This is a genomic window from Chryseolinea soli (genome assembly GCF_003589925.1).
In the GTDB taxonomy this organism is placed as follows: domain Bacteria; phylum Bacteroidota; class Bacteroidia; order Cytophagales; family Cyclobacteriaceae; genus Chryseolinea; species Chryseolinea soli.
In genome coordinates this window covers 6,596,604-6,610,124 of record NZ_CP032382.1, presented here as the reverse complement: position 1 = coordinate 6,610,124, position 13,521 = coordinate 6,596,604, and the positions used below count along the sequence as shown (strand labels likewise).

12 protein-coding genes are annotated in these 13,521 nt (G+C 51.8%); 8 read left to right on the top strand and 4 right to left on the bottom strand.

Annotation, left to right across the window (positions count from 1 at the left end):
- The first annotated feature begins 49 nt into the window (after positions 1-49).
- Positions 50-778, top strand: coding sequence for a DUF4262 domain-containing protein (locus D4L85_RS27580; protein ID WP_119757331.1), 729 nt, complete (start codon positions 50-52; stop codon positions 776-778).
- Positions 779-1,114: 336 nt separating this feature from the next.
- On the opposite strand, the gene D4L85_RS27575 is transcribed toward D4L85_RS27580, so the two are convergent.
- Positions 1,115-2,755: an ABC-F family ATP-binding cassette domain-containing protein gene (locus D4L85_RS27575; protein WP_119758970.1), complete on the bottom strand. Its 1,641-nt coding sequence runs from the start codon at positions 2,753-2,755 to the stop codon at positions 1,115-1,117.
- Positions 2,756-2,820: 65 nt separating this feature from the next.
- On the opposite strand from D4L85_RS27575, the gene D4L85_RS27570 reads away from it, so the two are divergent.
- Both D4L85_RS27570 and D4L85_RS27565 read left to right on the top strand, forming a co-directional pair.
- Entirely contained in the window at positions 2,821-3,684 is an 864-nt protein-coding gene (locus D4L85_RS27570; RefSeq protein WP_119757330.1) for a zinc-dependent peptidase, read from the top strand.
- Between the two features lie 57 nt (positions 3,685-3,741).
- Entirely contained in the window at positions 3,742-4,737 is a 996-nt protein-coding gene (locus D4L85_RS27565; RefSeq protein WP_119757329.1) for an ABC transporter ATP-binding protein, read from the top strand.
- Positions 4,738-4,779: 42 nt separating this feature from the next.
- Here the strand turns inward: D4L85_RS27565 and D4L85_RS27560 are convergent, their stop codons facing one another.
- The gene (locus tag D4L85_RS27560) at positions 4,780-5,295 is read right to left on the bottom strand and encodes a VOC family protein (RefSeq protein ID WP_119757328.1); all 516 of its coding nucleotides are present in this window, start codon (positions 5,293-5,295) and stop codon (positions 4,780-4,782) included.
- A gap of 186 nt (positions 5,296-5,481) precedes the next feature.
- On the opposite strand from D4L85_RS27560, the gene D4L85_RS27555 reads away from it, so the two are divergent.
- Positions 5,482-5,814, top strand: a complete 333-nt coding sequence (locus D4L85_RS27555) for a PadR family transcriptional regulator (protein ID WP_119757327.1) — start codon at positions 5,482-5,484, stop codon at positions 5,812-5,814.
- Positions 5,811-8,492 (top strand): ABC transporter permease, encoded by a 2,682-nt coding sequence (locus D4L85_RS27550; RefSeq protein ID WP_228450649.1) that lies wholly within the window; start codon positions 5,811-5,813, stop codon positions 8,490-8,492. The genes D4L85_RS27555 and D4L85_RS27550 overlap by 4 nt, the downstream gene beginning before the upstream one ends.
- 40 nt (positions 8,493-8,532) lie before the next feature.
- Here the strand turns inward: D4L85_RS27550 and D4L85_RS27545 are convergent, their stop codons facing one another.
- Positions 8,533-8,967: a hypothetical protein gene (locus D4L85_RS27545; RefSeq protein ID WP_119757326.1), complete on the bottom strand. Its 435-nt coding sequence runs from the start codon at positions 8,965-8,967 to the stop codon at positions 8,533-8,535.
- A gap of 240 nt (positions 8,968-9,207) precedes the next feature.
- On the opposite strand from D4L85_RS27545, the gene D4L85_RS27540 reads away from it, so the two are divergent.
- The 3 genes from D4L85_RS27540 to D4L85_RS27530 all read left to right on the top strand — a co-directional run bounded on the left by D4L85_RS27540 (position 9,208) and on the right by D4L85_RS27530 (position 12,911).
- Positions 9,208-11,502, top strand: a complete 2,295-nt coding sequence (locus D4L85_RS27540; RefSeq protein ID WP_119757325.1) for a transglycosylase domain-containing protein — start codon at positions 9,208-9,210, stop codon at positions 11,500-11,502.
- A 134-nt stretch (positions 11,503-11,636) separates the two neighbouring features.
- Positions 11,637-12,092 carry a PRC-barrel domain-containing protein gene (locus tag D4L85_RS27535; protein WP_160144038.1) on the top strand — a complete coding sequence of 152 codons (456 nt, stop codon included), beginning with the start codon at positions 11,637-11,639 and terminating at the stop codon, positions 12,090-12,092.
- Positions 12,093-12,254: 162 nt separating this feature from the next.
- On the top strand, positions 12,255-12,911 hold the full coding sequence (locus D4L85_RS27530; RefSeq protein ID WP_119757323.1) for an alpha/beta hydrolase family protein: 657 nt from the start codon (positions 12,255-12,257) through the stop codon (positions 12,909-12,911).
- Between the two features lie 62 nt (positions 12,912-12,973).
- Here D4L85_RS27530 and D4L85_RS27525 read toward each other — a convergent pair whose 3' ends face one another.
- The gene (locus D4L85_RS27525; RefSeq protein ID WP_119757322.1) at positions 12,974-13,390 is read right to left on the bottom strand and encodes a hypothetical protein; all 417 of its coding nucleotides are present in this window, start codon (positions 13,388-13,390) and stop codon (positions 12,974-12,976) included.
- Positions 13,391-13,521: the final 131 nt, after the last annotated feature.

The following is a 13,521-nucleotide window of genomic DNA, read 5'->3' as shown; positions in this document are numbered from 1 at the left end:
AGAAAAGCGAACATGCTGCAGTTGCGCATATTAACGTATGAAAAGTTGAATGACAGATAAACTAGATTTTTTTAAGACGATTCGATCGAATATAAAAAACCATGGGAATCATGTGACTTTAGTGGCCGGTGGTCAGATACCAAGGTTTGCGTATACAATTGGATGTAGTGAGACCTTTGGTGTCGAGCTTATTTTAGCCGGCGGGGAATTTTATTCCAAAAATGAAGTAACGGCGATAATCGCACGAATGGTTGAAGCGCTTAGGAACGGCGCGGATTGGCAAACTTTACGCTTAAGCGTGGATTCACTGGGCTCATTTTCACTTTCAATAACTCACGAATCCTGGAGCAAAATAACGGCCTTGGGCGTGTTTGATTTTTATAAGCAGGATGGAATTCAAGTCTTGCAAATTTTGCCGGATGAAGAGCATCATACGCTTGACATTCCCGACATGTCAACCGCATTTGACGTGGCCTCACAACCGGTTTGGCAATGGTTGGTCCGCGAATGGAATTATGCAGCGCCCCGCAACGCAACCGTAGTGACCGACTTGAGCGTGTTGTTTGGAGAAAAGGCTACTGAAGTAATGCGATGGGATGAAGACGGTTGGGAAATATTTTCGGACGACCCCTCGGATATGCCAAAAGAAGATATGCGTGTATTGCCCCTGGCCATACTTATTGGCATCGATAAGTCTCTGGAACCCGCAGTTTACCTGGAGGTTGGCAAGGGATTTTATAGAGACCGTGTTGACCTTACTTGGAAGGATTGGGTGTGAACACTGTGGGGAATTTGGAGTTGGGGAACACGGAAGGCGAAATTACCTTATTACTTCGCGTTAGTCCGCTCGATCTCCCGTGAGTTCTCCATCTTCTTATTTGCCGCCGTTGTTGGTGTTCTTCACCAACAACATTTTCGGCGACGTACCCTTAATGTGTGCCCTTGCTGATATTTCGCCAACAACAACAATGCATTCCCCTTCGTCGCTTGTTGGTGAAGAACACCAACAAGGGCGGCGGACTGGGGGTATTGAATCGCATAAAATAAAGAACCCTAACCTTAAGGCTAGGGTCTACTCCAAAAATTCATAAAGGCTTTAGCCCTGAACAATATCCTATTTATTATTCCGCTCAATCTCCCGTAAGTTCTCCATCTTCTTATTTCGCAAGAACCCATTGATGTCCTCGAAGTGTTCCTTGATGCGCTTGTTACCAAATTCAAACACCTTCGTCGCGAGGCCGTCCAGAAAATCACGATCGTGAGATACTAGAATGAGCGTGCCGTCGAAGGCAATAAGCGCTTCTTTCAGAATGTCCTTTGTCTTTATATCCAAGTGGTTGGTAGGCTCATCCAAAATCAACAAGTTCACCGGCTGCAACAGCAGCTTGATCATCGCTAAGCGCGTACGCTCCCCACCGGAAAGCACTTTCACCTTCTTCTCGATCGTCTCACCGCCAAACATAAAAGCACCCAAAATGTCTTTTATCTTGGAACGCACATCGCCCTGAGCAATCTGGTCAATCGTATCAAACACCGTAATATCTTCCTCCAACAACGCAGCCTGGTTCTGAGCAAAGTATCCGATCATACTGTTATGCCCCAACTGCATCTTCCCTTCAAAATCAATTTCCCCCATGATAGCCTTCACCAGCGTAGACTTCCCCTCGCCGTTCTTCCCCACCAGCGCCACGCGCTCACCGCGGGCAATGGTCACGTTGGCGTCGTTGAACACCACGTGGTCTCCATATTTTTTGGTCATCCCCTCGATGATCACGGGATAGTTTCCGGAGCGGGGGGCAGGGGGGAACTTCAGGTTCAAGGCCGAGCTGTCCACTTCGTCTACTTCCACGATCTCGATTTTCTCCAGCATCTTCACGCGCGATTGTACTTGCAACGTTTTGGAATACGTGCCCTTGAACCGGTCGATAAATTGCTGGATGTCGGCAATTTGTTTGGCCTGGTCGTCAAATTGTTTTTGTTGTTGTTCGCGGCGTTCCTTGCGCAGTTGCAGGTAGTGCGTGTAGTTGGTCTTGTAGTCGTAGATGCGGCCCATCGTTACTTCGATGGTGCGGTTGGTCAGGTTGTCGACAAAGGTTTTGTCGTGGCTGATCACGATCACGGCCTTGGCATTGTTGATCAGGAATTCCTCCAGCCATTGGATCGACTCGATGTCCATGTGGTTGGTGGGCTCATCGAGCAGGATCAGGTCGGGCTTTTGAAGCAGGATCTTGGCCAATTCGATGCGCATGCGCCAGCCGCCGCTGAACTCGCTGGTGGGGCGCTCAAAATCCGAGCGGAGAAAGCCCAGACCCAACAGGGTCTTTTCCACTTCGGCGTCGAAGTTGATCTCTTCGATGGAGTAATATTTCTCGCTTAGCTCCGAAACTTGTTCGATGATTTTCGAATATTCGTCCGACTCATAGTCCGTGCGCGTTTCGAGTTGATGGTTCAGCTCGTCCATCGTTTTTTTCATGTCCAGGATCTTCGAGAAGGCCTTGGAGGCTTCCTGGAACACGGTGTCTTTATCTTCCGTCAGCAGGTGCTGGGGCAGGTAGGCGATGATGGCGTCTTTGGGGGCCGATACTTTTCCCCGCGTGGGTTTGTTCACGCCGGCAATGATCTTGAGCAGTGTGGATTTGCCCGCGCCGTTCTTGCCCATGAGGGCAATGCGATCGTTTTCGTTGATGTTAAAGGTGATGTTGCTAAAAAGGGCCGAACCGTTAAACTCTACACTGACCGCGTCAACTGAAATCATGATTTTGAAATAAGGGGGCAAATATATTATTAAATTGCCATCCCTTAAAATTGGGCGCCCGTGGTATGATCCCCTTTTTGCTCATCATTGCTTTTATCGTCGTCTTTTCCATCTTTTATACCGGCCAACACCGCAAGAAAAAGGTGACCGGCGATTTTCCCCCGTCCTGGAGGTTGGTTTTGGAGGAGAAGGTCGGGTTTTACCGCAGCCTTCCGGCGGACGAGAAAAAGCGCTTCGAAATCGATGTCATGCGCTTCCTGGCCAACGTCCGCGTCACCGGCATTGAGACCACCGTCGACATCACCGACAAACTCCTGGTCGCCAGCAGCGCCGCCATCCCCGTGTTCGGCTTCCCGGAGTGGGACTATACTTTTTTAGACGAAGTATTGCTTTACCCCGGCCACTTCGACCGCGACTACGACATCGGCAGCAAGGACGAAGCCATCCTGGGCATGGTGGGCAGCGGCAACCTGCAGGGCAAAATGATCCTGTCCAAGCCGGCCCTGCACGAGGGGTTCAGCAACAAGTCGGACAAACACAACGTGGGCATCCACGAATTCATCCACCTGCTCGACAAGGAAGACGGCAACATCGATGGCATCCCTACGATCCTCAACAACAAGGCTTATGCGCGGCCGTGGCTGGACCTCATCCATGCGTCCATCAAAGATATTCTGAAGGGCAAGAGCGACATCGACGTGTATGGTGCCACCAACGAGAGCGAGTTCCTGGCCGTGGTGGGTGAATATTTCTTCGAACGCCCCGAGTTGTTAAAAAAGAATCATCCCGACCTCTATGCGCTGCTCGCGCAAGCTTTTCACCAGGACATCGCGGCGAACCGCCCGGTGCCGGTAAAGGATACCCTCGAACGCAACGATCCGTGTCCGTGTGGTCAGGGGAAAAAGTTCAAAAAATGTTGTGGAGCATAACGAGTGAACCACGCTGTAAAAAATACTATCCGGAAATTTAAGCCCTAAGAAACACTGATGACATTCTTAAAAGTATCCGGTCTTCGCATCCGAAAAGAAGAAGGCTTTGCGTTGAACGACGTCAGCTTTTCGCAGGCGAAACTTCAGAAGATTGCCATTGCCGGCGAAACGGGCTCCGGAAAAAGCTCGCTCCTCAAAGCGATTGCCGGCTTGAACCAACCCGACGAGGGCGAAGTCTTTTTTCACGGCGAGCGCGTGTTGGGCGCCGGCGAAAAGCTCGTGCCGGGTCATCCGGCGATCGGGTATTTGTCACAACATTTCGAGTTGCCCAAGTCCTTGCGCATCGAGCAGGTGTTGCAGTATGCGAACAAGATCCCTGACACGGTGGCCCATACGTTGTATGACGTTTGTGAGATCACCCATGTTCTTTCGCGCAAAACCGATCACCTGTCGGGTGGCGAACGCCAGCGCGTGGCCTTGGCCAAACTGCTGATCGGCTCGCCGCAATTGTTGCTGCTGGACGAGCCGTTCACCAATCTCGACATGGTGCACAAAAACATCCTGAAATCGGTCATCGACGACATCGGCCACCGCCTCAACATCACCTGCATGCTCGTGTCGCACGATCCGGCCGACACGCTGCCGTGGGCCGACCAGATCATCATTCTGAAAGACGGACAGATCGTCCAGAAAGATTCTCCTCAAAACATCTACCGCCGGCCCGTGAATGCCTATGCTGCCGGCCTGTTCGGAACCTTCAACCTGTTGACGCCATCCCAATCCAACCGGCTGTCGGGAGGAGTGGGGCAGGCCCCTGCGCCGATCGCCCGCCCGGAGGACCTTTGCCTTTCCCGGACGGACAACACGGGCTGGAGCGGCACCGTCAAAGCAATCCGATTTTTTGGAAGCCACCGTGAGATCGTCGTGGCCCTTGCGGAAAATGCTCTGACCATTGCAGAAAATGTCCTGATCGTGAAGGCGTCGGCAGACAGCGATTTTCGACGCGGCGAAAAGGTCTTTGTCGTTCCCGCTCAACCGAATCCAACGCGCTGACGACGCGGGATGCCAGGTTGATCAGAAATTAGGTTGCTTTTTCTATTTCCCGGATGCTGCTTTCTCCATGCTTTTGATAGCCGTCCATCCCTCCGGTGTAATGCCCATGATCTCCGTTGCCACTCCCGTCGTTTGGTAGGTGTCGAAGAATTTCATTCGCGCAATGGGATGATCCACTTCGCCGATAATGGCATATCCTTGTTTGGTAAGGTCGTCAACAACCCGATCGAAACCGCTAACGGGCAACCGGAAGGCTAGGTGCTGTACTCCACCGGCAGGATATTTTGCCAGGTAATCATGGAACAAACTTTGACCTGACAGGGGCTGAATGAGTTCGATGAATGCACTGCCGTTGTACGTTTGCGTCGTCAATCCATCGCTGGGTACAACCTTGCCATAATATTTTATGTTCAGGTCCTCTGCACTGTACCGTTCGGGCTTCGGAAAGACAATGCCCAAAGATTTCTCAAGGAATTTTGCAGTAGCGTTGATATCGGGAACGACCCATCCGATTTGCGCGAATTCAAGTTTGGCGAGAGTGTCATTGATGTTGCTCATGGTTGTTTGTTTTAAAATAGCGGTGAGCAAAATTAACACCAGCAAGTTTCGGGCATAGGGTTATCTGCGTCTAATGGAAGGCGGTTTGCGACTATTCATCAGCATGGATGGGATGGGAGCTTTATATTTACTCACATTTTGTATGTATAATGAATCAATTATACATACATTTACGTAATTAACAACGTGAAAGGCACAAACCTCGGAGAATTCGAAGAACTGATGCTGCTGACCATCGCCGCACTGATGGAGGAGGCCTACAGCGTAGCGATCTGCGACGAACTCGTCCAACACACCGGCCGTTCCGTGAAGCTGGGCGTAGTACACGCCGTGCTCCATCGCCTGGAAGAGAAAGGCTTTGTGGAAAGCCAGTTGGGGGAGTCGACCAAAACGCGTGGCGGTAAACGCAAGCGATTTTATCAGCTTACGATCCCAGGCAAGGCAGCGTTGGTGCGAGCCAAGTCGATGCGCGATCAACTCTGGGATAGAATTCCTTCATTAGTCTGGAAAAAAGCATGAGCGTCCGGCAGCCTACTCACGATAGCGATCGGGATAACCACCCTCAACCGCCCCGGTGGGCGCAGCGATTCGTTGAATGGTATTGCAAGCCCCAGCTCGCGGAGGATCTCCTGGGAGACCTCCATGAATATTTCGAGCGGAACGTTGAATCGATCGGTTCACGCCGCGCGAAGCTCATTTACATCATCGATGCATTCAAGTTCTTTAGACCCTATACGGTGCGTGCGCCAAAATTTATAAAGCTCTTCATCAACTGGATTATGATCGGAAGCTACATCAAAACATCAGGACGCAACCTCATGCGCAACAAGTTGTTCTCGTTCATCAATATCGTTGGCCTGGCCGTCAGTATGTCTGTCGGGTTACTGCTGATTGCGTTCGTACTCGACCTGTATTCATACGACAAGTTTCACGAGAATGGCGATAGGATCTATCGCATCACCAATGCCGTGGCTTCTAATGGTGTCCAAAACGGGAAGTTTGGAACCACTTCCATAAAGACCGGAAAGCTTATCCGGGAGAAAATGACCGGCGTCGAAGAAGTGGCGATTCTGCGCAGTGATTTTTCGCAGGACGCGAAAGTTGGCGACAACGTGGTTCCCATCAAGGGCTTCTGGGCCGAGCCATCATTGTTCAGGATATTCACGTTTCCGATGCTGGAGGGCAATCCCGCAACGGCGCTCAACGATCCTTACTCGATCGTTCTCACGGAGACCGCCGCGAAGAAACTCTTCGGCAACGGATCGGCGCTTGGCAAGGCGATCAAGTTCGATACACTGGATTACCAGGTGACCGGTGTCATGAAGGACGTTCCCTTCTTTTCGCATATCCACTTCGAAGCACTCGTCTCGTTCGCCACGGCGGAGAAAATCAATAAAAACGATCAGCGTTTTGAGGCGTGGGAAAATATGTATTCGAACTACGTGTATCTCCTTCTACCCGAAAATGCCGATAAGGTCTCCATCCAGTCGCAGCTCGATGCCATTGCCAGAGAGGAGAATCGAGCGGAGGAGCGCACAAAGATTCAACTCGAGCTTCTTCCTTTAGATGAGATTGTGGTCGGAGAGGAGCTCCGTCGCCCCATGGGCCCTACCGGCCCGCACATGCCTCCCGTTGTGGTTTGGATACTCGGGGGCCTTGCGTTCGTTGTGATATTGTGTGCGTGTTTTAACTATTCCAATCTGTCGATGGCACGTGCCATGCGCCGCTTTAAGGAAGTCGGTCTTCGCAAAGCGATCGGCGCGGGAAAAAGCCAGATACGGTATCAATTCCTCGCGGAGGCGATTATCATCTCCCTGGCTGCCCTTCTTCTTTCATACGCGATATTTCTCCTGTTGCGGCCACAGCTGATAAACATAGCGCCCGAGATGCAACACATGGTGAAACTGGAGCTCACACCGTCCATGGTCGTCGCCTTTATCGTCTTTTCGATTGCAGTAGGTATGGTGGCCGGCTTCATGCCTGCTCTGTTCTTCTCGAAAGTCAGCGCGATCAATGCACTCAGGAATGTGTCGTCGGTGAAAGTATTTCAACACGTCATGGTCAAACGCACGCTGGTGGTGATTCAATACACGGTCACACTGATCTTTATAACCGCAACCGCGGTCGGCTATGTGCAGTATAAAAACATATTAGCATTCGACCTGGGCTTCAAAACAGAGAACATCCTGAACATTAATATGCAGGGCAATAATCCTGATGTCCTTCTCAAGGAACTGGGCGAGATGCCTGAAGTAACGGCGCTCTCCCGTTCGTTGATCATCACCAGTATCGGGAATGCCTGGGGAGGTTATATGAAATCCGAAGATTCGCGCGACTCCGTGCTGGTCTTGACCAACCACGTCGACGAAAACTATTTGCCGTTGCATGAGCACAAGCTCGCAGCAGGCGGAAATTTTAAGGCGCGACCCACCACGGCGAACGCTGCCACGGAAGTGATCGTTAACGAGCAAGTGTTAAAACGACTTAACATCGGTGCCGGCGACCCTGAGAAAGCCATCGGGGAGGAGATCACCTTCAATAGTTTCCAGGTACATGGACGTAAGATGACCATTGTTGGAGTGATGAAAGACTTTCACTACGGCAGGGTCGAGAACCTCATCGAGCCGGTAGCCTTCATGTTTTGGACACCCGGCGACCGGGCCGTCATTAATGCCAAAATCCAAAGCACCGACATGGTGGGGACCCTGGCGAAGATCGAGTCCGTATGGAAGAAGACCGACCGTATTCATCCCTTTCAGGCCGAATTTTATGACAAAGCCATAGAAGCAGCTTACAGTGAATTTTCCGCCATGGTGAAGATCATTGGCTTCCTTTCGTTCCTTGCCATTTCGATCGCATCGATGGGATTGTTCGGAATGGTGGTGTTCACCACCGAGACCAGACTAAAAGAGATCAGCATCCGAAAGATCATGGGCGCCACCTCGGGCAGCCTTGTATTCTTGCTGAGCCGCGATTTCCTATTGCTCCTGGCGACGGCGGCGCTCATTGCCCTGCCGGCAACGTACGTCTTTTTCGAGAAGGTCGTCCTTACGAATTTTCCCTATCATACACCCGTGCAAATTGCCGAGTTGTTCGTTGGGTTGCTGGTGGTATTGCTGATCGCTTTCATAATGATTGGGTCGCAGACGATAAAGGCAGCGAGGAGCAATCCGGCGGAGGTACTGAAGAGCGAGTAGATGAAATGCAGTTCAGATCTGAGATCCAATCTTTCTGCCGTCAAGGGATAAAGAAAAATCTACCGTAACTCAGCGATGCAAAGCCGTAGGCGAAGAATAGGCTCGTAAAAAAGATAAAGAAAAGGAAATAAGAAGTGCGAAAGCCGTGGCCGGCGGCCTTATAAATTCCCAGCAGGGACATTGCCGCGATGAGCACCGCGAGGATGATCTCGATGGTTGTAAAAGTGCCTGTCAGCGCGTGGGCAATGTTGAGGATATGCAGCCAGATGAGCAGCATGGTGATCAGCCAAAAAAGCAGAACTCCGATCGCGGCTGCCTTCCCATACTCATTTTCGCCCGTGACTACCGGGATCACGCTGATGATCGGGATGATCTGGACCAGATGTCGCCCGACGGTTCCACTTTCGATCCCGACCAACAACAACAAAACAGCGACGCCGGTCAGGCTGATGCGAATGACTTTCGATTGGCTCATGGCGATTTTTCTTTTTTGACGCTCAAAGTGAAATCCCGGTTGCAGGGCACCAATGGTCGGAAACCGTGCCCGATGAGGATCGTGGAAAATCTACACACCCGTGTCTCGTCAGGACTTCTCGTATCATATTTTCAAAGGCCCGAATCAACATAATACGGCCGGTTTCTACCATTGAGCGGAGAAAAAGAAACCGCGCATGCTTTTTGTCGCGCCGTTGTCGTTAGTTTTGCGGACCCTCTTATGAATGAATCATTTTTTGAACTTTTAGAACGCTGCAAAGCGATCCTGAACCGCCTTTTCCAGCAATCGCTCCGTCACCAGCGGATCATTCGTTCTATATTATTTTTCTTTGCCGGACTTTGCATACTGGCCCTATTGTTTGTGGCGATGGTTTGGGTTGGTGTCTTTGGCCACGTGCCCGGCCGCGACGAGTTGCGCGACATCCGCCACCAGGTGGCCACCGAGGTGTATAGCGCCGACAGTGTTTTGCTGGGCCGCTATTATCTCCAGGAACGTTCCACCGTGCCCGGCTCAGCCATCCCGAAACGACTCAAAAACGCCCTGATTGCTACCGAGGACGCGCGCTTCTACAAACATTCGGGGATCGACACCCGGAGCATGTTCCGCGTGCTGATCAAAGGCATCTTTTTTCAAAGTGAGTCGGCGGGGGGAGGGAGCACCCTGACGCAGCAATTGGCCAAGAACTTGTATCCCCGTCAGCCGCATGTGATGTTCTCTTTGGCGGTGAACAAGATCCAGGAAATGATCATCGCCCGTCGGCTGGAGAGCGTCTATTCGAAAGACGACATCATCGTGCTCTATCTCAACACCATTCCTTTTGGCGACAACGTCTATGGCATCAAGACCGCGGCCGAGCGCTTTTACTCCACGCCGGTGAACAAGCTCACCACCGACCAGGCCGCCGTGCTCGTCGGGATGCTCAAAGCTACACACACCTACAACCCGCGACTGTTCCCCGAACGTGCCAAACTGCGAAGAGACGTCGTGCTGGCACAAATGGAGAAATACGAATACCTCACCAAAGCGGAAGCCGACTCCCTGCAGGCGCTTCCCCTGAAGCTGCGCTATCAAAAGATCACGCACAACTCCGGTCTCGCGCCCTATTTTCGCGCCTACCTCAAAGCCGAATTGCTGGCCTGGTGCCAGGATCATAAAAAGCCGGACGGCACACCCTATAATTTGTATACCGATGGGCTGAAAATATACACCACCATCGACTCACGCCTGCAGGGCTATGCCGAGGCCGCCATGCAGTCGCACATGAAAGTGTTGCAAACCCGGTTCGCGTCCCAGGTGGACAAGCGCAGTATCAAGAATGCGGCTGCCTCCAAACTGAAGTCCCTTCCTCAATACCTTGCCGAATCCGCCGAAGGCCGATCCGAAAAAGAGATCATGGCCGACCTGAAGAAGAGCGGCATGCGAAAGGTCTTTACCTGGCAGGGCGAGCGCGAAATGAAAATGAGCGCCTACGATTCGCTGCTTCACCACCTTCAATTTCTGCAAGCCGGCTTGCTCGCCACCGACCCGCGCACGGGCGCCGTGAAAGCCTGGGTAGGAGGGATCGATCACGAATTTTTCCAATACGACCACGTTCGCGAGAGCACGCGGCGACAAGTGGGATCAACTTTCAAACCCGTGGTGTACGCCGCTGCCATCGAGCAAGGCGTGAGTCCTTGCGACTACATCTCGGCGCGCCGGACGGAATACACCAACATGGAAGGATGGACGCCTGAAAATTCCAACACCGAAACGTACGATCAGAAATATTCCATGGAGGGAGGCCTGGCCGGTTCCGTGAACACCGTGTCGGTGAAGCTGCTGGAAAAGGCGGGCATTCCCAATGCCATTGCCATCGCCCGCCGCATGGGTATTCACAGCGACCTGCCGGCCGTGCCGTCTATTGCGCTCGGCACGCCGTCTATTTCCATGATGGAAATGGTGGGCGCTTATAGCGTTTTTGCCAATGGAGGAAATTACCGGAAGCCGGTCTACATCACGGCCATCACCACCAACCAGGGCAAACGTCTCGATTCGTTTGGCAAAAACAACAAATCCGAACGCGCCCTGTCAAAAGAAACGGCCGACATCATGCTACACATGTTGAAGCGGGTGGTGAACGAGGGCACGGGCTCGGGTCTGCGTTCTAAATATGGACTCAACAACGATGTGGCCGGCAAAACCGGCACCACGCAATCCAACGCCGATGGCTGGTTTATCGGCATCACCCCAAAATTGGTGATCGGCTGCTGGGTGGGCGCTGACGATCCGGCCATTCACTTCCGGAGCACGTCCATGGGACAGGGTTCCGCTACGGCGTTGCCCATCGTGGCCGGCATGTTGCAGCGCATGAATAAAGATCCCGAACTCCGGGCCATCACCGGCGCGCACTTTCCGGCGCTCTCGCCCGAATTGGCGGGCAAACTGGATTGCAGTATGTCGCGCTCCGACCGCAATTTCTTCCAACGGCTCTTCAAGACAAAAAAGGGTGTGAAGCATACCCGTTTTAAAAAATAATTAAAACAGAACGTCTGCCCGACTGTTTACATAAGACCCCAGTGGCGGACAAATTCCACAGTTTGTCTTCGAATGAAGCTTATCGCAGCCTGGGGATGGCACTTTTACTTTGCATGATTTTTATGCGCACTTCTATGGAAAACGATGTTCAACCAAAAGCAGGAGGTTTTATGAATGTGCATGGAAAAGATTATGAAGTCGACAACGTGACCGGACGTAATCACGAGGGACCTGCGGCCAACACACCGGTGCGCCGGTTAACGGCCACCAGCATTATCGGTGATCCGGTTGAGAACACAAAGGGCGAACGCCTTGGCAAGATCGACAACCTCATGATCAACATTGTGAGCGGGGGAATCGATTATACCGTGCTCGAATTCGGGGCCTTCCTCGGATTGGGTGGAAAGCTGTTTGCCATACCGTTCAGCAAGCTGTATCTGGATCCGGACAAGGAGTGTTTTATCCTTGATCGCGACCGCGCCAGCTTTGCCGACATGCCGGGCTTTGACAAGACGCATTGGCCCGCCACGAACGATCATTCTTATTTTAACGATGTAAACAACTATTGGGGCGCAGCGATTCAGCCTTAGTTGCTGCCCTCCGTTAGAACGTCATTGCGATCGGAGCAGGTTCGCGCTTTTTCCGGGATAGGTTAAGGTAAGGAAAAGGCAGGGCCTTGCTCCCTCGCAATGACGTACTAATTTCTATATCTTCGTGTTCCCCGTATTTTAGTATTCCTTATCCGAGCACGAATGAAAAATCAAACCATCAAGTTCCCGGTATCCGACAGCATCGGCGAAGTTTCGGCCATCCTGTGTCTCCCCGACAACCCCAAGGCTATCCTGGCATTAGCCCACGGCGCCGGTGCGGGCATGACCCACAGCTTCATGGAGAAGTTGGCCACGCAGCTTGCCGACCACGGCATTGGCACTTTTCGTTACAATTTTCCATTTGTGGAGAATAAGAAAAAAAGACCCGATGTGCCCGCTGTCGCGGAAAAGACGGTAGGGGCTGCGTTGGAGCGTGCGAAAAGCCTGGCGCCTGCCGGGGTTCCGCTCTATGCCGCCGGTAAATCGTTTGGAGGCCGGATGTCGGCGCGTTATTTATCCGCGAACGACAAAGGTTTTGTGAAAGGCATCGTTTTCTACGGATTTCCCCTTCACGCGCCCGGTGCGCCCTCAACGGAGCGGGCAGAGCACCTGGCCAACGTGAAGGTCCCCATGCTGTTTTTGCAGGGCACCAGAGACGCCCTCGCCGCCATAGACCTCATCACAGAGGTTTGCAGCAAGCTGCCAACGGCCACGCTGGTGACTTTTGACGGTGCCGACCATTCATTCAAAAAAGGGAAAAAGGAATTTTTGGAGGAATTGGTGGAGGCGACGGATACCTGGCTGAAGAAAAAGAAGTAGGAATCGATTGCTGCTAACGCCTGAAAATAATGACGGGTATCGGGCCGGGGGGCCAAAAACATTTAAATGCTGCTCTTTGAGGGCAGGCGCAGGGTTGAGACGTTGTGTTTTGACTCTACAAACTCTTCGATGCTGTTATAAAATCGCAGTCTGTACTTAAACACGGTCTTGCTACCGATCGCTTTTTTAAATTCGCGGAGGCACCTTTTGTCCTCGATCCAATAGAGGGTCAATCCTTTTTCGTGCGAGAAACCGGGCATGAACCTGAAGCCATTGTGCTCCAGATTGTGCCGTACCTCGTTTTCGAAATTTGACTTTCCTCTTAAATAAACGGTGTTCCATTCCATAGACATATCTCCTTCTGCAGGCTTTTCAGTATTTAAATTCTGCATTCTTCCGCCAGACAACACACCCTTCCGGAGAAGGCTTCTCCAGGGAAATTTTGTTTGTTTCTCGTTGTTTATCAGTAAGTTATACATAATTCGCTCTATGTACTTTACGCAAAGTTGCGGTGATTAGTTTCATTGTTGTGCAAACTATTTTGCGATTCTCTGAAAACCGGAAATAGGCCTGTCGTTGAGAATTTTCTTTGGTTGGGAAGGAGGCCATG